The 19,706-nt window shown below is 63.7% G+C and carries 16 protein-coding genes; 10 read left to right on the top strand and 6 right to left on the bottom strand.

Features of this window, described 5'->3' with window-relative positions; genetic code table 11:
* Positions 1-6 precede the first annotated feature (6 nt).
* The 7 genes from LAC81_RS02775 to LAC81_RS02745 all read left to right on the top strand — a co-directional run bounded on the left by LAC81_RS02775 (position 7) and on the right by LAC81_RS02745 (position 7,642).
* The gene (locus LAC81_RS02775) at positions 7-978 is read left to right on the top strand and encodes a zinc-dependent alcohol dehydrogenase family protein (protein ID WP_223726628.1); all 972 of its coding nucleotides are present in this window, start codon (positions 7-9) and stop codon (positions 976-978) included.
* 62 nt (positions 979-1,040) lie between these two features.
* Positions 1,041-1,970 (top strand): histone deacetylase family protein, encoded by a 930-nt coding sequence (locus LAC81_RS02770; RefSeq protein WP_223726627.1) that lies wholly within the window; start codon positions 1,041-1,043, stop codon positions 1,968-1,970.
* A 2-nt stretch (positions 1,971-1,972) separates the two neighbouring features.
* A complete protein-coding gene (locus tag LAC81_RS02765; protein WP_043619815.1) occupies positions 1,973-2,224 on the top strand; it encodes an exodeoxyribonuclease VII small subunit in 252 nt (83 codons plus the stop codon).
* Positions 2,225-2,387: 163 nt separating this feature from the next.
* Positions 2,388-3,311, top strand: coding sequence for a pirin family protein (locus LAC81_RS02760; protein WP_113538008.1), 924 nt, complete (start codon positions 2,388-2,390; stop codon positions 3,309-3,311).
* A gap of 244 nt (positions 3,312-3,555) precedes the next feature.
* A complete protein-coding gene (gene dxs, locus LAC81_RS02755) occupies positions 3,556-5,469 on the top strand; it encodes a 1-deoxy-D-xylulose-5-phosphate synthase (protein ID WP_223727746.1) in 1,914 nt (637 codons plus the stop codon).
* Positions 5,470-5,612: 143 nt separating this feature from the next.
* Positions 5,613-6,395, top strand: a complete 783-nt coding sequence (locus LAC81_RS02750) for a TlyA family RNA methyltransferase (RefSeq protein ID WP_223726626.1) — start codon at positions 5,613-5,615, stop codon at positions 6,393-6,395.
* Entirely contained in the window at positions 6,392-7,642 is a 1,251-nt protein-coding gene (locus LAC81_RS02745) for a class I SAM-dependent RNA methyltransferase (RefSeq protein ID WP_223726625.1), read from the top strand. Before LAC81_RS02750 ends, LAC81_RS02745 begins: the two co-directional genes overlap by 4 nt.
* Before the next feature lie 115 nt (positions 7,643-7,757).
* Here LAC81_RS02745 and LAC81_RS02740 read toward each other — a convergent pair whose 3' ends face one another.
* From LAC81_RS02740 to LAC81_RS02725, 4 genes are all read right to left on the bottom strand, one after another.
* Positions 7,758-9,962 (bottom strand): methyl-accepting chemotaxis protein, encoded by a 2,205-nt coding sequence (locus LAC81_RS02740; RefSeq protein WP_223726624.1) that lies wholly within the window; start codon positions 9,960-9,962, stop codon positions 7,758-7,760.
* A 310-nt stretch (positions 9,963-10,272) separates the two neighbouring features.
* Positions 10,273-12,351 carry a methyl-accepting chemotaxis protein McpU gene (gene mcpU / locus LAC81_RS02735; protein ID WP_223727745.1) on the bottom strand — a complete coding sequence of 693 codons (2,079 nt, stop codon included), beginning with the start codon at positions 12,349-12,351 and terminating at the stop codon, positions 10,273-10,275.
* A gap of 384 nt (positions 12,352-12,735) precedes the next feature.
* Positions 12,736-13,488: a crotonase/enoyl-CoA hydratase family protein gene (locus LAC81_RS02730; RefSeq protein WP_223726623.1), complete on the bottom strand. Its 753-nt coding sequence runs from the start codon at positions 13,486-13,488 to the stop codon at positions 12,736-12,738.
* An 11-nt stretch (positions 13,489-13,499) separates the two neighbouring features.
* Positions 13,500-15,281 carry an acyl-CoA dehydrogenase gene (locus LAC81_RS02725; protein ID WP_223726622.1) on the bottom strand — a complete coding sequence of 594 codons (1,782 nt, stop codon included), beginning with the start codon at positions 15,279-15,281 and terminating at the stop codon, positions 13,500-13,502.
* Between the two features lie 283 nt (positions 15,282-15,564).
* Here LAC81_RS02725 and LAC81_RS02720 point away from each other — a divergent pair, with 283 nt between their 5' ends.
* Positions 15,565-16,554 carry a transporter gene (locus tag LAC81_RS02720; protein WP_223726621.1) on the top strand — a complete coding sequence of 330 codons (990 nt, stop codon included), beginning with the start codon at positions 15,565-15,567 and terminating at the stop codon, positions 16,552-16,554.
* A gap of 39 nt (positions 16,555-16,593) precedes the next feature.
* Here LAC81_RS02720 and LAC81_RS02715 read toward each other — a convergent pair whose 3' ends face one another.
* On the bottom strand, positions 16,594-17,046 hold the full coding sequence (locus LAC81_RS02715; protein ID WP_113538089.1) for a BA14K family protein: 453 nt from the start codon (positions 17,044-17,046) through the stop codon (positions 16,594-16,596).
* On the opposite strand from LAC81_RS02715, the gene LAC81_RS02710 reads away from it, so the two are divergent.
* Positions 16,997-17,179: a hypothetical protein gene (locus tag LAC81_RS02710; protein ID WP_223727882.1), complete on the top strand. Its 183-nt coding sequence runs from the start codon at positions 16,997-16,999 to the stop codon at positions 17,177-17,179. The genes LAC81_RS02715 and LAC81_RS02710 overlap by 50 nt on opposite strands.
* A gap of 276 nt (positions 17,180-17,455) precedes the next feature.
* Positions 17,456-18,607, top strand: a complete 1,152-nt coding sequence (locus tag LAC81_RS02705) for a glycoside hydrolase family 25 protein (RefSeq protein ID WP_223726620.1) — start codon at positions 17,456-17,458, stop codon at positions 18,605-18,607.
* 4 nt (positions 18,608-18,611) lie between these two features.
* Here LAC81_RS02705 and LAC81_RS02700 read toward each other — a convergent pair whose 3' ends face one another.
* Positions 18,612-19,706, bottom strand: coding sequence for a hybrid-cluster NAD(P)-dependent oxidoreductase (locus LAC81_RS02700; RefSeq protein ID WP_223726619.1), 1,095 nt, complete (start codon positions 19,704-19,706; stop codon positions 18,612-18,614).

Below are 19,706 nucleotides of genomic sequence, written 5' to 3'. Positions count from 1 at the left end.
CTGACGATGCGCTCCACCCTCGTTAGCCAGTTCGGCGATCCCCGGCAAGTGATTGCGCTTGTCGACGCGAACCGCGCAGCGCCTGGACCCGGCGAAGTCGAAGTGGCGCTGTCGCTCGCCGCCATCAACCCGTCCGATCTGATCCCGGTGACCGGCGCCTATAGCGCCCGCACAACTTTGCCCTTCGTGCCGGGTTTCGAGGGCTTCGGTACGGTGACGCGCATAGGCACCGGCGTCACGACGCTAAAAGTCGGCGACCGGGTGATCCCGATCGGCGCCAGCGGCCTGTGGCAGGAGTATCTGATCAGGCCGGCCGAATGGTGTTTCGCCCTGCCCGAGGACATCAGCGAGACCGATGCGGCGACCTGCTACGTCAATCCGCTGACCGCGCTGCAACTGACCGAGGCGCTGCGTGCGCATTTCGGTTCGCTCGATGGTCGCCGCATCGGCGTCACGGCGGCCGGATCGGCGATCGGCGGCATGCTGATGAAGCTGCTCGCCGGCGAAGGAGCCGATGCCACCGGCATCGTCCGCAGCCAGCGCAGCGCCGAGCGGCTGGCAACCGAGGTTCCCGGCCACATCATACTTGGCGACGAGAGCCACGTGCCGCAGCTTCGCCTCGACGCAATCATCGACGCAGTTGGCGGTGCCTTCGCCGGCGATCTCATCCGACGCGCGCTCGAACCGGGCGGCGCTTTCATCCAGTATGGGGCGCTGAGCGGCGTTCCGGTGCCGCAGGCGGCGATCCAGGCGCGGCCGGATATCCGCTTTTCCTTCCTGTGGCTGCGGACCTGGGTGCATTCGGCCGGGCGGCCAGCGATAGAAGCGGCCTTTGCGAAAAGTTTCGAAGGTCTGCGAACCGGCCTTTTTTCCAGCCGCATCGCTGAGATCTATCCGCTGAGCCGGCTCGACGCGGCGCTTGCGCATCAGGCGGATCCGGGCCGCGACGGCAAGCTGCTCATCGATCCGCGCTGTTGAAAAATCTGTCTTTCGGCTGCGCCACCATGGACCTTGCGGGGTGGGCGCACTAGGTTCCGGGCATGACCACGTTCCTCTATGAAAATCCGGTCTTTCTGGAACACGAGGTTCCGGAGGGGCATCCTGAACGGCCGGACCGGCTGAAGGCGCTGAACCTCGCGCTCGAACATCCGAACTTCGCCGATCTCAAGCGGATCGAGGCGAAGAAGGCGAGCGAAGATCTCGTGATGCTCGCACACCCGGAAGAACACTTGCGTGAGGTCAAACGCGCCATTCCGGAGGAAGGCCTCAATCATTTAGAGGCGGATACCTATGCAAGCCCGTTGAGCCTGGAAGCCGCGTTGACGGGCATAGGCGGCGCGGTTGCGGCCGTCGATGCAGTCTTTACCGGCGAGACCGACAACGCCTTCGTTGCTGCGCGGCCGCCGGGACACCACGCCGAAAAGAACAGGGCGATGGGCTTCTGTCTTTTCAACACGGTGGCGATCGCCGCCCGATATGCCCAGAAGGTCCATGGGGCCGAGCGCGTCGCGATCGTCGACTGGGACGTGCACCACGGCAACGGTACGCAGGACATCTTCTGGAACGATCCATCGGTGCTTTTCTGCTCGACGCACCAGATGCCGCTCTATCCCGGCACCGGCGCCAAGGACGAGACGGGCATCAAGGGCAACATCGTCAACGCGCCACTGTCGCCGAACATGGGCAGTGAGCATTTTCGCGAGGCGTTCCGCAGCCGCGTGCTTTCGGCGCTCACCAATTTCCGGCCGGACTTCATCCTGATCTCCGCCGGCTTCGATGCGCATCACCGCGACCCGCTGGCGCAGATCAACCTCGTCGCCGAGGATTTCGACTGGGCGACCGGACGCCTGCACGAGATCGCCGATCGTAGCGCCGGCAACCGCATGGTCAGCCTGCTCGAAGGCGGCTATGACCTTCAGGGCCTGGCCGAATCGGCCGGTCTGCACATCTTGAGACTGATAAGAGGGTAACCATGAACACCACCACGCAACCGGACGTTTCCGCCCTCTCCTTCGAGCAGGCCGTAGAGGAACTGGAGCGGATCGTTTCGGCGCTGGAGCGCGGTGACGTCGCCCTCGACAAGTCGATCGAGATCTACGAGCGCGGCGAAGCTCTGAAGAAGCATTGCGAGGCACTGCTGAAGGCCGCCGAGGACCGCATCGAAAAGATCCGCCTTGACCGCGCCGGCAAGCCGCAGGGCGTGGAACCGCTCGACGCCGATTGATCGTTTCATCGCAATTCCGGACGAAAACGCTTCACGCTTCTCCCGGAATTGCCAAGATCGGATTGATCGCTGCGCGGAAACACTGCGTCCTTGCTTCGCCCCTACCCGCCTGACGTCATAGGCGTTAGTACTTGATGCGACAGCAAAAAACGGGAGCACGCGCATGTCCTTCTTCCCAGGCCCCGATCCGCTTGCCGGCGACAAGCCCGCCTGCGACGCCATCGAACATCTGATCGTTCCGCGCACCAGCGATATCGGCGGGCTGCAGGTGCGCCGTGCCCTGCCCTCCGCAAAACGCCGCCTTGTTGGCCCCTTTATCTTCTTCGACCGGATGGGGCCGGCACTCTTGCGGGCCGGTGAGGCGATCGACGTGCGTCCGCATCCGCATATCGGCCTTTCGACCGTCACCTATCTCTTCGACGGCGAGATCAAGCATCGCGACAGCCTTGGTACGGAAATGGTCATCCGCCCCGGCGACGTGAACCTGATGACCGCCGGACGCGGCATCGTGCATTCAGAGCGCTCGCCGGAGAACCAGCGCGGACATGCGCGCTCGATCTCGGGCCTGCAAACGTGGCTGGCGTTGCCCGACCACAAGGAAGAAATCGACCCGATCTTCAGCCATACCGAAGAGCAGATGCTGCCGCATATGAGCGACGACGGCATCAAGGCGCGGGTGGTGATCGGCAGTTTCGAAGGCGCTAAGTCGCCGGTCTCGGTTTTCACCGACACGATCTATGTCGACCTCAACATTGCGCCGGGCAAGAGCGCGCCTTTCGCCGCGCAATGGGAAGAGCGTGCGCTCTACATCCTCTCCGGTGAGGCGATCATCGCCGGCGACCATTTTGCCGACAACCAGCTGCTTGTCTTCCGTCCGGGCGACGAGATCACGGTGACGGCAGGACCTCAGGGCTGTCACGTCATGCTCTTTGGCGGGGCCGCACTCGGGTCTTCCCGCCACATCTGGTGGAATTTCGTTTCGTCTTCGAAAGAGCGTATCGAGAAAGCCAAGGAAGAGTGGCGCACCGGCCGCTTCGACATCGTGCCCGGAGACGAAGAGGAATTTGTTCCGCTGCCCGAGGGCTGACTGCGACCTGAAGTGGCACAGGCTGGGTGCGGAAAACCGCGCAACATTGCCTCATGACGCTTGAATCGATTTCGATTCACAGAATCATGCGCTAGTCTCTTGGTTGACGACGCAGGAACGCCTAATTTTGCATTCAGCAACGATTGCGTCTAAAGAGCCGCTTCGACGGTACCACCAACTATCGCGCGCCTGATCCCACGGCGCGCATGAGGCATGCAGCGTGACACAACTGCCAACCAATCCGATGCCGGCTACTCCCTTGCTCGACAAGGTGACCTTTCCCGACGATCTGAAGAAGGTCGACGACAAGGATTTGCCGCAGCTTGCCGGAGAAGTCCGGGCAGAAATGATCGACGCGGTATCGCGCACCGGCGGGCACCTTGGCGCGGGCCTTGGCGTCGTCGAGCTGACGATCGCCATCCACAAGGTCTTCAACACACCGCATGATCGGCTGATCTTCGACGTCGGCCACCAGTGCTATCCGCACAAGATCCTGACCGGCCGCCGCGATCGCATCCGGACGCTGCGCCAGGAAGGCGGCCTCTCGGGCTTCACCCGCCGCGCCGAGAGCGAATACGATCCCTTCGGTGCCGCGCACTCCTCGACATCGATTTCCGCCGGCCTCGGCATGGCGGTCGCCGCCGACCTCGACGGCAAGAACCGCAACGTCATTGCCGTCATCGGCGACGGTGCGCTTTCGGCCGGCATGGCCTATGAGGCACTGAACAATGCCGGCGCGCTCGATGCGCGGCTGATCGTCATCCTCAACGACAACGACATGTCGATCGCGCCGCCGACTGGCGCCATGAGCGCCTATCTCGCGCGCCTTGCCTCCGGCCGCACCTATATGGGTATCCGCGAAGTCGGCAAGAAGCTGACCGCCTATCTCGGCAAAACCGTGGACCGGGCAATCACCCGTGCGGTCGAGCATGCCCGCGGCTACGTCACCGGCGGCACACTGTTCGAGGAGATGGGCTTCTACCATATCGGCCCGATCGACGGGCATTCGTTCGACCATCTGCTCCCGGTGCTACGCAACGTGCGCGACAACGCCAAGGGGCCGGTGCTGATCCATGTGGTCACGCAGAAGGGCAAGGGCTATCCGCCGGCGGAAGCTGCCGCCGACAAGTACCACGGCGTCAACAAGTTCGACGTCATCACCGGCGCCCAGGCAAAAGCCAAGCCGAATGCGCCGGCCTATACCTCGGTCTTTGCCGATGCGCTGACGCAGGAAGCCGGCTTCGACGACAAGATCGTCGCTGTCACCGCCGCCATGCCCTCGGGCACCGGGCTCGACAAGTTTGCCAAGGTCCATCCGTCGCGCTGCTTTGATGTCGGCATTGCCGAACAGCACGCCGTGACCTTTGCCGCCGGCCTTGCCGCCGAAGGCTACAAGCCGTTCGCAGCGCTCTATTCCACCTTCCTGCAGCGCGGTTACGACCAGGTCGTGCACGACGTGGCGATCCAGGGCCTGCCGGTGCGCTTCCCGATCGACCGCGCCGGTTTCGTCGGTGCCGACGGCCCGACTCATGCGGGCTCCTTCGACACGACCTATCTCGCGACTCTTCCAGGCTTCGTGGTGATGGCCGCCGCCGACGAGGCGGAACTGAAGCACATGGTGCGCACGGCCGCTGCCTACGATGCCGGCCCGATCTCGTTCCGCTATCCACGCGGCGAAGGCGTGGGCGTCGAAATGCCCGAGCGCGGTCAGATCCTCGAGATCGGCAAGGGTCGCGTCGTCAAGCAGGGGTCGAAGGTGGCGCTGCTTTCCTTCGGCACCCGCCTCGCCGACTGTCTGCTGGCTGCAGAAGATCTCGATGCCGCCGGTCTTTCGACCACGGTCGCCGATGCCCGCTTTGCCAAACCGCTGGACCATGATCTCATCCGCCAGCTCGCCCGCAACCACGAAGTGCTGATCACCATCGAGGAAGGCGCCGTCGGCGGCTTTGCCAGCCACGTTCTGCAGTTCCTCGCCGAAGACGGCCTGCTCGATGGCGGTCTCAAGGTGCGCCCCATGGTCATGCCGGATATCTGGATGGAACAAGCCAAGCCCGAAGCGATGTATGCCGCCGCCGGCCTCGACCGCGCCGGCATCGTCTCGACCGTTTTCAAGGCGCTCGGCCAGAAACAGGATATCGGCATCGGCGCCGCAGGCTAAGGCTGTACGCGCACTGCTCGAAAGAAGAAACCCCGGCTCCATCACCGGGGTTTTTTGCTTTTCCAGATGGATTTGCAGAAAGGGCTCCATGGCTGCGGCCGCCGGGGCTTGCCAATACGGCGGCGAGTCGCCATGAGAAACACATGTCAGAAGAACGCCAGAACGAAGAACACAAGAACAGGGTCCGTCTCGATCAGCTGCTGCTGAACAGCGGACTGGTCGCCAGTCGTGCGCGCGCGCGTGACGCCATCCAGCGCGGCACCGTCAAAGTCGATGGCCGCACCGTCACCAAGGCAGCGTCGATGTTTGCCGAGAGCGTCACGATCACCATCGATGACCCGGCGCAGGACTATGTGTCGCGCGCGGCGCTGAAGCTGGTCGCGGCGCTCGATCATTTCGGGCTCGACCCCGCAGGCGAAAGCTGCCTCGATATCGGCGCCTCGACCGGCGGCTTCACCGAGGTGCTGTTGAAGCGCGGAGCCGAGCACGTGGTCGCGATCGATGTCGGCCACGGCCAGATCCATCCGCGCATAGAGGGCGACGAACGCGTCACCAGCATCGAGGGCCTCAATGCTCGCGCGATGACTGAAGAAGACATCGACGATCGCGAGATCACCTTCATCGTTTCCGACGTCTCCTTCATCTCGCTGAAACTCGCTTTGCCGCCGGCGCTCGACATGGCGCTTCCCGGCTCGCACTGCATCCTGCTGGTGAAGCCTCAGTTCGAAGCCGGACGCGACGCGATCAGCAAGGCGGGACTGCTCAAGGATCCCGACAGCGCACCTGATGTCGCCGCCGAACTCGAGCGCTGGCTCGTCGAAGATATGGGCTGGCAGAGCCTTGGCCTCATCCCCTCGCCGATTGCCGGCGGCGACGGCAACGTCGAATATCTGCTTGCGGGCAAGAAGCCCGAGGAAGAGCAATGAGCACAGAGACGGTCACGATCGCTCGCCTCGGCGCCCAGGGGGACGGCATTGCCGAGGGCGAAGAAGGCCCGATCTATGCGCCGTTTACACTGCCCGGCGAGAGCGTGGCTCTGGCTGTCAACAAGTCGCATGGCACCCTGATCTCCTTGCGGGAAGCCTCCCCTGAGCGCGTCGAGCCGCTCTGTCGTCATTTCGGCCCTGACGGTGTCAACGGCACCTGCGGCGGCTGTACCCTGCAGCACGCGTCGGACACGCTCTATCACGGCTTCAAGCGCGATCTGGTGATCGCTGCCCTGAAGTCGAAGGGGCTGAAGCCGGAGGTGGCGCCGCTCGTCACAGCCGAGCCCGGCCAACGCCGGCGCGCGGTCTTCACGGCGCGAAAAACCGAGAAGGAACTGCTTCTCGGCTTCAACCAGGCGGAGAGCCACCATATCGTCGCGATTTCGGAATGTCCGGTCGCGAGCCCGGGTATCGTCTCGAAGCTCGCAACCATCGCCAAGATCGCCAGTGCCATAGCCGTCAATGCCGAGCCGTTTCGTATCAGCGTTCTCGAAACTCTCGCCGGCCTCGACCTCGCCGTCGATGGCATCAAGAAACTTGACGACCGCGAGCGCCGCCGCACCGTCGAAGCGGTGCTTGGCGAACGCGGCATTGCCCGCGTCAGCCTCAACGGCGAAATCATCGTAGAGCCGGCAAAGCCCGTCATCGATTTTGGTGGCGTTGCGGTCTCGCCGCCGCCGGGCAGCTTCACCCAGGCAACCGCCGAGGCCGAAGAGGCCATGGTCGATCTCGTGCTCGAGCATCTCGGCAAGGCAAAGCGCGTCGCGGACCTCTTTGCCGGTAACGGCACCTTCGCGCTGCGTATTGCTCGCAAGGCACGGGTGCATGCGGTCGAAGGCGAAGACAAGGCGCTGAAGGCGCTCGATTTCGCCGCCCGCAACACGCAGGGCCTCAAGCCCGTAACGGTCGAAAAGCGCGACCTCTTCCGCCGCCCGGTCATGGCGCAGGAACTGAAAGTCTTCGACGCCATCGTCTTCGATCCGCCGCGCGCCGGCGCAGAAGCGCAGTGTCACGAGATCGCCCGCTCCGGCGTCAAGAAGATCGTCGCCGTCTCCTGCAATCCGGTGACGCTGGCCCGCGACCTTTCGATCCTGACCGCCGCCGGTTATCGCATCACCTCGGTGACGCCGATCGACCAGTTCCTCTGGTCCGCCCATGTCGAGGCAGTGGCGACGCTGGAAAAATGAGAAAAGGCCCGGTTTCCCGGGCCTTTATCATCTCAGGTTTCAAGCACTTGCCATACTGATTCACGACAGCGGCTTACCGCCTTGTTGTTACAGCGTTCTCTCGACCCGCTCGCACTCAAGCCGCACGACGACGGCCACCACCGACCATCCGAACGTCACCAAGATTGAACTGGGCGAGCAGCGCGTTGAGCGAGGCGGCCTCGGACGCGAGGCCATGGCTCGCCGCCGTCTGTTCCTCGACCATCGCCGCGTTCTGCTGCGTGCCCTGATCCATGGTGTTGACGGCCGTGTTGATCTCCTGAAGCCCGGTCGACTGTTCGCGCGTCGCCGTCACGATCGCGCTCACGTGTTTGTTGATCTCCTGCACTTCGGCGACGATCGTCTCTAGCGCCTTGCCGGTGTCGCCAACGAGCGTCACACCGTTGCGGACCTGGTTGCCCGAGGTGGTGATCAGCGCCTTGATTTCCTTGGCGGCATTCGCCGAGCGCTGCGCAAGCTCGCGCACTTCCTGGGCGACGACGGCAAAGCCCTTGCCGGCCTCGCCGGCGCGTGCCGCCTCGACGCCGGCATTCAGCGCCAGCAGGTTCGTCTGGAAGGCGATGTCGTCGATGACACCGATGATGTTGGAGATTTCGCCCGAGGACTTCTCGATGGCATGCATCGCGTCAACAGCGTTGGCGACCACTTCGCCGGACTTTTCCGCACCCGCACGGGTACGGGCGACGAGCGCACCGACTTCCTCGGCCCGACGAGCGGAGTCCTTGACGGTCGTGGTGATCTCTTCGAGTGCTGCGGCGGTTTCTTCGACGGAGGCTGCCTGCTGCTCGGTGCGGCGGGCGAGATCGTCGGCCGCCGAGCGGATTTCGGTCGCGCCGGCATCGATGCCGCGGGCGTTGGCCCCGACAGCGCAGAGTGTGTCGTGGAGCTTGGTGACCGAATTGTTGAAGTCGGCGCGCAGACGATCGAGGCGATCGGCGAAGGGATTGTCGATGCGGTAGGCGAGATCGCCTTCAGCCAGACGACCGAGGCCGGTCGCCAGGCCATCGACGGCCTGCTGGATCTCGGCCGCGTCACGCGCCTTCTGCGCCTCGCGCTCCAGGCGCTCGCGTTCCGACAGCGAGCGGTTCGCATCCGCTTCGCTTTCGAGCTGCATCTTGGCAATGGTGGCGTCGCGCAGAACCCGCAGCGACCGGGCGAGATCACCGATCTCGTCCTTGCGTTCGGCCTCGGACAGGTCGACATCGGTCTCGCCGGCGGCGATCTGGCCGGTAACTCCGATGACATTGGCAACACGCTTGCGGAAGCGGCTTGCAAGCGTCCAGCCGACAATGATCATGATCGCGGCGGCAAACGCGATGACGGCGATCGAAATCATTGCGAGCTGCGAGAGGCCGGCAAACACCGTCGCTTCTGGAACCGAGACGACGACGTACCAGACAGTGTCCGGCAGCAGGTTGACGGGCACGGCGACCGCGAGATGATCGCTGCCATCGGTGTGTTTCAGGGCGAAAGCGTGTCCGGTGTTGGCGAGCAACTGTCCCCAGCCCTCCCCTTGCAGGGGCGTGTCCTTCAGCACCTTGCCGAGCACGTCGGCATCGGGGTGACTGATGATGCTGCCATCCTTGCTGAGCAGCGACACGAAGCCGGTGCCGAAGGGCTTCAGCTTGCCGAGTTCGGTGGAGAGTTCACCGAGCGCCATGTCGACACCGACGACACCGATGAAGGCACCATCCTTCTTCAGCGGCACCATGATCGAAGTCATCAGCACGTCCTTGCCGTTGATCGGATAGACATAGGGCTCGGTGACCATGTCGAGGCCGGTCTTCTTCGGGATCTGGTAGTAGTCGCCGGGGCCGGGCTTGTCGTAATCGGCGAGCGCCTCGTGGATCACCTTGTCGCCGGAACGGGCGATATAGGGAACGAAGCGGCCGGTCGCATCATGGCCGGGTTTGCCGACGAACTCGGCATCCTTGCCGTCGAAGGCGTTCGGCTCCCAGCCGGTGCTCATGCCGACCGCAAGCGGATTATCGACGATCCAACGTTTCATCAAGGTTTCGATCTCGGCACGCGACGGCGCACCGGTGCCCATCACCGCGTAGAGCGCCGAGCGGATGTTGTTCGCGAGTGTCTTTCCTTCGGCGAATTTCGTCTCGACGCTGCGGGCGCTGGCGGAAGCGGCATTGGTCATCTCGGCGATGCTGCGCTCCCGCAATTGCTGGTAGGACAGCCAGAAGACGACGGCGGCAGTGACCATGCAGGTCAGCAGGCCGGTCATCACGATGGCGAACATGTTTCTTGCGGTTGCAGTCTTTAGGATCACCGTATGTCTCCCCTCGCGTCTCCGCCGTTCCGGTCGTGCGCGGCCAAATCATCGATCGCGTGGCGGGTTCGCCGTCACGCTGAGCATTGGGACAGGTGTCTGGAACACATCGCGATGATGAATGCCTGGGGGCGACGTGCGGGGCGAAGTCATTTCGCGGCGAAGAAACGGTATGCGCGACCGCTTTATCAAAGCTTAAGAAACAACGTGATGGTTAGCGATCCTGCAGTGAAAACCGAAATTCCCGATGCAACGCGCAAAGAAAAGGCCCGGTCTCCCGGGCCTTTTGCGTGTCGAATAGCGGCAAAGACTATGCTGCCCGGCGGCGATGGTTGGTCGCCGTCGCGTATACGCTCTGCGTATCGCCAAGATTGAACTGGGCGAGCAGCGCGTTGAGCGAGGCGGCCTCGGACGCGAGGCCATGGCTCGCCGCCGTCTGTTCCTCGACCATCGCCGCATTCTGCTGCGTGCCCTGATCCATGGTGTTGACGGCCGTGTTGATCTCCTGAAGCCCGGTCGACTGTTCGCGCGTCGCCGTCACGATCGCGCTCACGTGTTTGTTGATCTCCTGCACTTCGGCGACGATCGTCTGCAGCGCCTTGCCGGTATCGCCGACCAGGGTCACGCCGTTACGCACCTGGTTGCCCGAGGTGGTGATCAGCGCCTTGATCTCCTTGGCGGCATTCGCCGAGCGCTGCGCAAGCTCGCGCACTTCCTGGGCGACGACGGCAAAGCCCTTGCCGGCCTCACCGGCGCGTGCCGCCTCGACGCCAGCGTTCAGCGCCAGCAGGTTCGTCTGGAAGGCGATGTCGTCGATGACGCCGATGATGTTGGAGATCTCGCCCGAGGACTTTTCGATCGCATGCATCGCCTCGACGGCGTTGGCGACCACTTCGCCGGACTTTTCCGCACCCGCACGGGTACGGGCGACGAGCGCACCGACTTCCTCGGCCCGACGAGCGGAGTCCTTGACCGTCGTGGTGATCTCTTCGAGCGCTGCGGCGGTTTCTTCGACGGAGGCTGCCTGCTGCTCCGTGCGGCGGGCGAGATCGTCGGCCGCCGAGCGGATTTCGGTCGCGCCGGCATCGATGCCGCGGGCGTTGGCCCCGACAGCGCAGAGTGTGTCGTGGAGCTTGGCGACCGAATTGTTGAAGTCGGCGCGCAGACGATCGAGGCGATCGGCGAAGGGATTGTCGATGCGGTAGGCGAGATCGCCTTCAGCCAGACGACCGAGGCCGGTCGCCAGGCCATCGACGGCCTGCTGCACTTCGGCGGCATCCCGCGCATCGCGGGCCTGGCGCTCCAGACGCTCGCGCTCCGACAGCGAGCGGTTCGCATCCGCTTCGCTTTCGAGGCGGGCGCGCTCGACGGCATTCGCCTTGAAGACGGCAACGGCGGCAGCCATCGAGCCGATCTGGTCGCGGCGTTCTTCGCCGGGGATCTCTACGTTGTGGTTGCCGGCGGCGAGCTTTTCCATCGCGCCGGTCATGTCCGTCACCGGACGGATGACGAGGCGATTGAGGAACGTCGCGAGGAAGACGAGCATGACGCCGACCGCAAGGATCGTGGCAATGGTGGCGGCAATGCGGAACTGGTCGATGGCGGAATAGGCGGCATCGGCGTCGATGACGAAGCCGACATACCACTCGACCGACGGCAGGCCCTGGACCGGAACGAAGCTCACCAGCATCGGCTTGCCGTCGAGCTCGGTGTTCATGATACCGGATCCGATCGACGGCGTGTCGATCGGAAAGGCATCGGCGAGCGACTTGGTAACGAGCTTGGCGTCCGGATGGACGAGGATCTGGCCGTCCTTGCTGGCGAGGAAGGCAAAGCCTTCGCCGCCGACATCGACGCCCTTGATCATCGAGACCAGCGTGTCGAGCGAGAAGTCGCTGGCGGCAACGCCATAGAGCTTGCCGTCACGCTTGACCGGAACAGCGGCGCTGATGATCAGCGCGCCCGTGGAAGCGTCGACATAGGGTTCGGTCAGCACGCGTGCGTCGGCCTTCACGGCCTGCTGGTACCAGGGCCGCTGGCGCGGATCGTAGCCGGCCGGCATCGGGTTGTCCGGCCAGGTGATGAACTTGCCGCTTTCGTTGCCGACATAGGTCGACATGAATTCGCTGGTCAGTACGTCGTTCTTCAGGATCGGCTGGATGGCGCCGTCGTCCGCGACGCTGCCGGTGGCATCGGCCACCATCGCCGTCAGCGTGACGCGGCCGTTCAGCCACTTTGCGACACTCTGCGCTGCCTGCGTGCCGGAGGAGGCAATGTTCTCCTCGACGGCCTTGGTCGTGGTGCTACGCTGCAGCGTGTCGATGTAAACGGAAAAGCCGGCAAAGGCGCCGACGACAACACAGGACGCGGCAACGAGAATCCGCGTCATGAGGTTCGATCGCTTGGACAAGATGGGCTCCCAATGGATGCCGGCGCTACCTACCGCCGGACATGAGCTCTCGATGATTTTCGCGCAGCATCCTTCGTCCGCCGGAAGGACGGAGCGATAACGCTGACGGGAAAACGTTGAACATGCCAGAAGGCGAGGCCAGCCATGCTTCATGCGGCCGGGGCCATCCGAAAAGAGGATTGGCCTATCGCGCCGCACGCTAGCGATCGCTATTTAAGAACAAATTAAAATTGGTCTATGCAAGTTCGCGATGCCAGCGGCAACGCGATCTTTACGTTGCGGTGGGTAGAACGCCGCCCCGAACGCAAGAACGGGTGCGCAGCGGCACCCGTTTATCTTTCGCTCACAAGGCCTGCAGACTGCCTAGCGGCGCATGAAAGCCTCGAAGGCAGCCCGCGCTTCGGCACTCTTCAACTGCGCGGCAAAGTGTTTCGCTTCCTCGTCGATCCGCGCCAGCACGTCGCCGCGGTCACCGCGAACGAGATCGCGGGCGATGCGAAGCGCCTCCGGCGGCTTCTTGGCGAGACGACCGGCAAGCGCCAGGGTTTCTTCCTGCACCGCATCCTGCGCCACGATCTTCCAGATCAGCCCGGCATCCAGCGCCTCGCGGGCGGTCAGCGGTTCGCCGGCGGCAAGCAGCGCGAATGCTCGCTGGTGGCCCATGATGCGCGGCGCGATCAGGCTCGAAGCCGCTTCCGGCACCAATGCCAGATCGACGAAGGGGGTCTTGAACAGCGAGCGATCGGACGAGATCGTCAGGTCGCAATGGAGGTGAATGGTGGTCCCGATGCCGATCGCCAGACCATCGACGCCCGACACGACCGGCTTGGTGGCGGTCGCAAGCGCCTTCAGGAACGCGATGACTTCCATGCCCATGGCGCCGCCCATGGCGAAGGCAAGGAAATCGGCCATGTCATTGCCGGCGGAAAAGCAGCCATCGGTTCCGAGGAAGGCAGTGGCGCGCACGGCCGGGTCGCTTGAAGCGACCGTCAGTGCATTGGTCATCTTCGCGTACATGTCGCGGGTGATGGCGTTTTTCTTTTCCGGCCGGTTGAAGCGGATTACCTGGACGCCGGGGTGGGCTTCCGGCCGCTCGACGAGCACGTGATCGGTCATGATAGCTCCTCTCAAGCCAGAACAGAGCGCGCGAGGGCGAGGCTATTGGCGCCGTTGACGACACGATCCTTAAGCGCCGCAGTCTCCGCCAGCAGGTTTTCCGCGGTGAAGCGGGAAAGCGCGATGCGCTGGTCTTCCTTGCCGTCGGCCACTTCAGCCAGACCACCCTTGGCCAGATAGGCGCCGGTCAGCGCCAGTCCGAAGAGGCGCTGATAGGCGGTGGCACCTGCCAGCGCTTCAGCTAGCTGGCCGCCGGCAACTGCCGCGATCAGCCACTCGGTCGCGGCCGAGAGATCGTCCAGCGCCGCATCGAGGCGCGCAGCCGTCTCGCCGAAGCCGTTGCGGTTCGAGGCGCGCACGGCCGACGCGATTTCGCGCAGTTCGCCGATGAAACCGCGCACGTGGAGGCCGTCAGACAGCGGCAGCTTGCGGGTGACGAGGTCGATCGCCTGGATGCCGTTGGTGCCCTCGTAGATCGGGGCGATACGGGCATCGCGCAGGTAGCGGGCTGCACCCGTTTCCTCGATGAAGCCCATGCCGCCGTGGACCTGGATGCCCAGCGAGGCCACATCGACGCCGGCATCGGTCGAGAAGGATTTGGCGATCGGGGTCAGCAGGCTGGAACGTTCCTGCCAGAACTTTGCCTTCTCGCCTTCGGCCGCGTGCCCCATGTCGACGGCGTGGGCGCAGGCGTAGGAAATCGCGCGCGATCCTTGCGTCAGCGCCTTCATCGTCAGAAGCATGCGGGCGACGTCGGGGTGCTCGATGATCGGGCTCATGCCCTGACCGGTCCAGCCGGGTGCCTTGCCCTGGGTGCGTTCCTTGGCGAAGGCGATCGCCTTTTGCGTGGCAGCGTCGGCGATGGCAACGCCCTGCATGCCGACGGCAAGGCGAGCGTTGTTCATCATCGTGAACATGCAGGCAAGGCCACGGTTTTCCTCGCCGATCAAATAGCCGATCGCGCCCTTCTCGGCGCCGAACTTGCCGTCGCCGTAAATCATCGTGCAGGTCGGCGAGCCATGAATGCCGAGCTTGTGTTCGAGCGAATGGCAGAAGAGATCGTTGCGCTCGCCGAGCGAACCATCCGTGTTGACCAGGAATTTCGGCACCAGGAAGAGCGAGATGCCCCTGGTACCTGCAGGCGCGTCAGGAAGCCGCGCCAGCACGAGGTGGACGATGTTGTCGGTGAAGTCGTGCTCGCCCCAGGTGATGAAGATCTTCTGGCCGAAGATGCGGTAGGTGCCGTCGTCCCTGCGCTCGGCGCGGGTTTTCAAGACGCCGAGATCGGAGCCGGCATGCGGCTCGGTCAGGTTCATGGTGCCGGTCCATTCGCCCGAGACCATCTTCGGCAGGTAGGTGGCCTTGAGCTCATCGGAGCCGTGTTTCTCCAGCGCCTCGATCGCGCCCATGGTGAGCGTCGGCCCAAGCGCGAAGGCCATGGAGCCGGCGTTCCACATCTCCATGGCGGCGACGTGCAGCATGTGCGGCAGATTCTGGCCGCCGAAATTTTCTGGTGCGGTCAGCCCGTTCCAGCCGCCGGCGATCCAGTTGTGATAGAGATCACGCCAGCCGTCCGGCGTTTCGACCTTGCCTTCAACCAGACGCGAGCCTTGCCGGTCGCCGATATCGCCGAGGGGAGCAACCTCCTCCGTCGCGAACCGGCCCGCTTCCGACAGGATGGCATCGACCAGATCTTCGCCAAGGTCGCCGAGCGCGCCGGACTGCAGTGCCTCGCCCATGCCTGCCACGTGTTTCAGCGTAAACGCGATCTCGTCGACGGGTGCCTTGTACATGGTGATCCTCCCAGATAGCCAGGTTGCGCAGGGTGCATCCTCGTTGCGCCGAACACTATTGATTTTTACGTAAACGTCAACGTCAATTGCCGCGCTCCGTCGCGACGTCGCGCCGCGTAACAAAACTGTCATCAACGGCGCATAGAAGCCAAGGCATACGGCGCCGCGCGTCCTTATGGAGTGCCCTGAGGCCGCCGCAGCACGTTGAACGGCCGCATGTTCTTTCCCTCACACCGGCAGCAGTTTGAGGAACCATGTGGCAGGCCCTTGCCAAGGCGTACCGATGAACCTGATTTCCCCCGAAATACCCGGTATCGTCTGGGCCTATCGTTTCCTGCCGGGCGAGAGCCGCTGCCAGCGCATCGCCACCGACGCCTCTATCGACAGCCTGCTTAGGGGCGAAGGATGGGTCTGGGTTCATCTGGCGCTCTCCGACGCACGCACGCCTGCCCTGATCGAGCGGATCAGCAACCTGCCGCCGCTCGCGGTCACCACGCTGACCAGCCACGACACGCAGGCAGCGATCACGGTTTCGGACGATATCGTACACGGCACGCTCGTCGACTTCGAGCGCACCTTCGACGCGGTGACCAAGACGATCGGCTGGCTGCATTTCGCCGTCAGTGACCGGATCATCATCACCACGCGCCTGCATCCGCTGCGCAGCATCGACCGCGTCAAGGCGGCGGTGGAAAAGAGCACCAAGTGCGCAAGGCCGATCGACCTCTTCGAGATGATCGTGATCGAGTTCCAGCGCACGCTGATCTCGCTGGTCCTGGAATTGACCGAAGAACTGAACGTCATCGAGGATCATGTTTATGGCGAGGCCGGACATCGCCAGCAGCCGGGGCTTGCGCCGCTCCGCCGCACGGTGGTGCGGCTTCACCGGCATCTGCGCACGATCCTCGCGCTGCTGAGGCGGGCCGCCGCCTCGGATGACGACGAGGTTCCGCCCGGATTCATCGACGTTGCGGAGCGGCTTTCCGACCGGCTCGAGACGGTCGACCGCGACGTCTTCGCGCTACAGGAACGGGCGCGACTGCTGCACGAAGAAATCGACAGCAAGATCTCCTCGGAGACCAACCGCCACCTCTACATCCTGTCGCTGATGACCGCCTTCCTGCTGCCGCCAACGCTCGTTACCGGGTTCTTCGGCATGAACACCGGGGCGCTCCCCTTCTCCGATGGCACCGGCACGCTCTATGCGGCGCTGTTCATCGCGCTTTCCATGGCCTTTGCCTGGTGGATCCTGCGGCGGATCGGGATTCTCTGAGCTTAAGATTGGGCCGGAAGCCCCGGCCCTGCCCTACCTTCAGCTATAGGGCGAGTAGCACTGGCGGCGCGGGCCGCCGTAGGGCTGATAGGTATTGTCGTAGGCCCTGTAGGAGCGGTAGCGGTCATAGCACCACTGCACATGGCGATTGCCGTAACCGGGCGCGGGACGCGTGTAACGGGGCGGCTGGGCGATCGCCCCACCGATGATCACACCGGCACCGAAGGCAGCCATCGGATACCACCAACCATTGTAGTAACGATATCCAGGGCGCTCGTAGCGATAACCGCGATAGCCGTTGTAATAATAATAATTGCCGCGGCGTTCATAGCCCGGCCGGCGATACTGAACATTCGTCGCGTCATTCTGCTGTTCGACGCGCGGCGGCGTCGGCATGAACGCCTGTGACGGGGCCGCGGATGTCATCAGGACTGCCGCGGCAATGATCGAAGAAAACCACCGGCTCTTCCCGGTCTTCAGCAAAGCCTTCATCAAAACCTCCATAACCTATCCACGCTCCGCAGGCTGCGAAAAAAAAATCGCGCAACCACGGGAACTTCAGCCTCTGCATGATTTCACCCGGGTCGCTGCAGAACCGGGGATGACCCTCAGCCGGGAAACCTGAAACCGACCAGAAACGCATAAGCCACCGGTTTTGTTCCATCTTCAGGCATCGCGGCTGGTGCGGCCGCATAGCGACAGACGCGTGCAAGTGCCCGCTTCCATGAATTCGTTCATCCGCATGTGGGTAGTCACGGCACCGTGGCGACATACCAAATTATGAAAGACATTGCTCATATGCAGCCGGAGGTCGGTATACATTCACGCGCCGCTCCAGCACAGTCCCGGTCGGGGGCTGGGATTTACGATGCATTAACGATACTGTCGGCAATCTCAGAGAATGGCAAAGCGGTATATCTCCACCACAGGGATGATTCTGCGCCTCGCGACCTTCCTGGGTCTGGCATTCGCGGCGACGATCGTACGCGCCGGTGAACTGGAGCCCTGGAAGACCAAGTCCAACGCCATCATCGTCGACGCCTATGAGATGAACAGCATCGATTGGGAAACGATGCTTGCCGACAAGCGCATCTCCGGCTTCATCGCCAAGGCCTCCGATGGCCTGCCCGAAAGCTTCTCCTGCACCGGCGATCACAACGGCGACACCTTCAACCACTGCAAGACCATGTGGCGCAAATACGCCGTCAGCCGCGAACTCTACCAGACCCGGCGCATGATCGCCCGCACGCACGGGCTGCTTTGGGGTGCCTACCATCTCGCCCGTCCCGGCAATCCCGTGGACCAGGCGAACCATTTCCTCGACTACGCCGATCCGCGCGCCGACGAACTGATGGTGCTCGACCTCGAAGGCATCGATCCGGAAAAATACATGTCGCTCGAGGATGCCGCCATCTTCGCCGGCCATATCAAAACCCGGACGGGGCGCTACCCGATCCTCTACACCAATCACATCACCGCCAAATACATCGCCGCGCACCGTGCCAAATACCGGCTGCTGTCGCGCCTGCCGCTTTGGTACGCCCGCTACAAGCCGGATATCCGCCAGGTCTTCCCCATGGGCAATTGGGACAGCTACGCGCTGTGGCAGTTCTCGTCCGGCATCAACTGCGGCAAGCGGCGCTGTCCCTACCGCGTGCCCGGAACGCTCGACGACATCGACGTGAATGTCGCGGCGATGTCGCCGCTGGCGCTAAAGGCGATCTGGGCTCAGGGCGCATTGCTGGCTGAAAAGCCGTTACCGCTCACCCTTATCGCCCGAGCCGAGCAAGGAGCGGGCACGCACGTAGTCGCACGAGCGACCGCAACGTTTAGCGAGCCGCTGCTCATTAGCCGTGCCGGTGCCACAAGCGGGGCCGGCAGCGGCGTCGACATGCTGGTGACCGGCTCCATCGACTTCGCTCGCCACGAACGCGCCATGCAGGTAGCCGTCGCTGCCGATGACGCCGCACAGGGCGGATGCTCCAAGCCATCGGCCGTTACCGGCGGCGCGGGGCCCACGACCGTCCAGCCGCCGCCCTGCAACACGCCCTGATCCTTCAAGCTTCGATCTGGACATCTCCCAAGGGCCGCGAGCAGCAGGCGAGGATGTAACCCTCGTCGATCTCGTCATCGAGAATACCGCCATTGTGGTTCATCTCGACGTCACCCGCGACCTTCATCACCCGGCAAGTGCCGCAGATGCCGCCCTCGCAGGCAGCACCGATCCGCACACCATTGGCACGCGCCGTCTGCAGGATCGTCTGACCTGGCTTCGCCTCGACCTCCTTGCCGCTCATGGTGAAGGCGACCTTGGCGGCAGCGGCCTCGCTGTCGCCCGCCACGCCGGCGCGGACGGCGATCTCCTCCGCAGCAGGCGCTGCCGCCGGCTGGAAGCTCTCCTCGTGATAGCGGGCCATGTCGAAGCCGGCCGCCTTCAGCATCTCGCGCACACCGCGCATGAACGGTTCCGGACCGCAGCAGAAGACAGTGCGCTCCATGAAATCAGGGGCAAGCAGCGGCAGCTTGGCGCCGTCGATGCGGCCGCGCAGGCCGTGCCAGCCGTGGCGCGCCTCGTGGCCCTCGACGATGAAGCCGAGGCTCAACCCGGACATCTGCGTCGCCAGCACCTCAAGCTCGGAACGGAACAGGAGGTCGTCCGGCCGGCGCGCGCAGGAGATGAAGGTGACGTCCGTCTCCGGCACGCAGTCCGCCATCCATCGCGTCATCGACATCATCGGCGTGATGCCGGACCCCGCCGAGATGAACAGGTACTTGTCACCGGAGTGGCGGACGAAGCTGAAATCGCCGAGCGGGCCGAAGGCTCTCAGTTTCATGCCGGGCTTCAGATGGTCGAACATCCAGCGCGTGCCGATGCTGTCGGCCTGCGCCTTGACGGTGACGGCAATCGACAGCGGCCTCGATGGCGTCGACGACAGCGTATAGGTGCGCATGACCGGTTCGTCGGCGACCGGCAGTTCGAGGGTGACGAACTGGCCGGGCAGGTAGCGAAACCAGGCCGGCTTTTCGGCGCGGAAGGTGAAGGTCATGACATCTGCGGTTTCGACGACCGCCGAGGTGCATTCGAGCATCTGCTGCCGGTCGATCCAGACATGCAGCTCGTCGAAATGGTGGAAGGAGGATGCCATCTGCAT

This window comes from Ensifer adhaerens (assembly GCF_020035535.1).
GTDB lineage: Bacteria > Pseudomonadota > Alphaproteobacteria > Rhizobiales > Rhizobiaceae > Ensifer.
This window is presented reverse-complemented; position numbering and strand designations above follow the sequence as displayed.

Excerpts from the sequence above, each read along its gene's own strand:
- LAC81_RS02775 (WP_223726628.1), top strand. The coding sequence starts at position 7 with ATGCGCTCCACCCTCGTTAGCCAGTTCGGCGATCCCCGGCAAGTGATT.
- LAC81_RS02770 (WP_223726627.1), top strand. The coding sequence starts at position 1,041 with ATGACCACGTTCCTCTATGAAAATCCGGTCTTTCTGGAACACGAGGTT.
- LAC81_RS02765 (WP_043619815.1), top strand. The coding sequence starts at position 1,973 with ATGAACACCACCACGCAACCGGACGTTTCCGCCCTCTCCTTCGAGCAG.
- LAC81_RS02760 (WP_113538008.1), top strand. The coding sequence starts at position 2,388 with ATGTCCTTCTTCCCAGGCCCCGATCCGCTTGCCGGCGACAAGCCCGCC.
- dxs (WP_223727746.1), top strand. The coding sequence starts at position 3,556 with ATGCCGGCTACTCCCTTGCTCGACAAGGTGACCTTTCCCGACGATCTG.
- LAC81_RS02750 (WP_223726626.1), top strand. The coding sequence starts at position 5,613 with ATGTCAGAAGAACGCCAGAACGAAGAACACAAGAACAGGGTCCGTCTC.
- LAC81_RS02745 (WP_223726625.1), top strand. The coding sequence starts at position 6,392 with ATGAGCACAGAGACGGTCACGATCGCTCGCCTCGGCGCCCAGGGGGAC.
- mcpU (WP_223727745.1), bottom strand. The coding sequence starts at position 12,351 with ATGACGCGGATTCTCGTTGCCGCGTCCTGTGTTGTCGTCGGCGCCTTT.
- LAC81_RS02730 (WP_223726623.1), bottom strand. The coding sequence starts at position 13,488 with ATGACCGATCACGTGCTCGTCGAGCGGCCGGAAGCCCACCCCGGCGTC.
- LAC81_RS02725 (WP_223726622.1), bottom strand. The coding sequence starts at position 15,281 with ATGTACAAGGCACCCGTCGACGAGATCGCGTTTACGCTGAAACACGTG.
- LAC81_RS02720 (WP_223726621.1), top strand. The coding sequence starts at position 15,565 with ATGAACCTGATTTCCCCCGAAATACCCGGTATCGTCTGGGCCTATCGT.
- LAC81_RS02710 (WP_223727882.1), top strand. The coding sequence starts at position 16,997 with ATGATCGAAGAAAACCACCGGCTCTTCCCGGTCTTCAGCAAAGCCTTC.
- LAC81_RS02715 (WP_113538089.1), bottom strand. The coding sequence starts at position 17,046 with ATGAAGGCTTTGCTGAAGACCGGGAAGAGCCGGTGGTTTTCTTCGATC.
- LAC81_RS02705 (WP_223726620.1), top strand. The coding sequence starts at position 17,456 with ATGGCAAAGCGGTATATCTCCACCACAGGGATGATTCTGCGCCTCGCG.
- LAC81_RS02700 (WP_223726619.1), bottom strand. The coding sequence starts at position 19,706 with ATGCAGATGGCATCCTCCTTCCACCATTTCGACGAGCTGCATGTCTGG.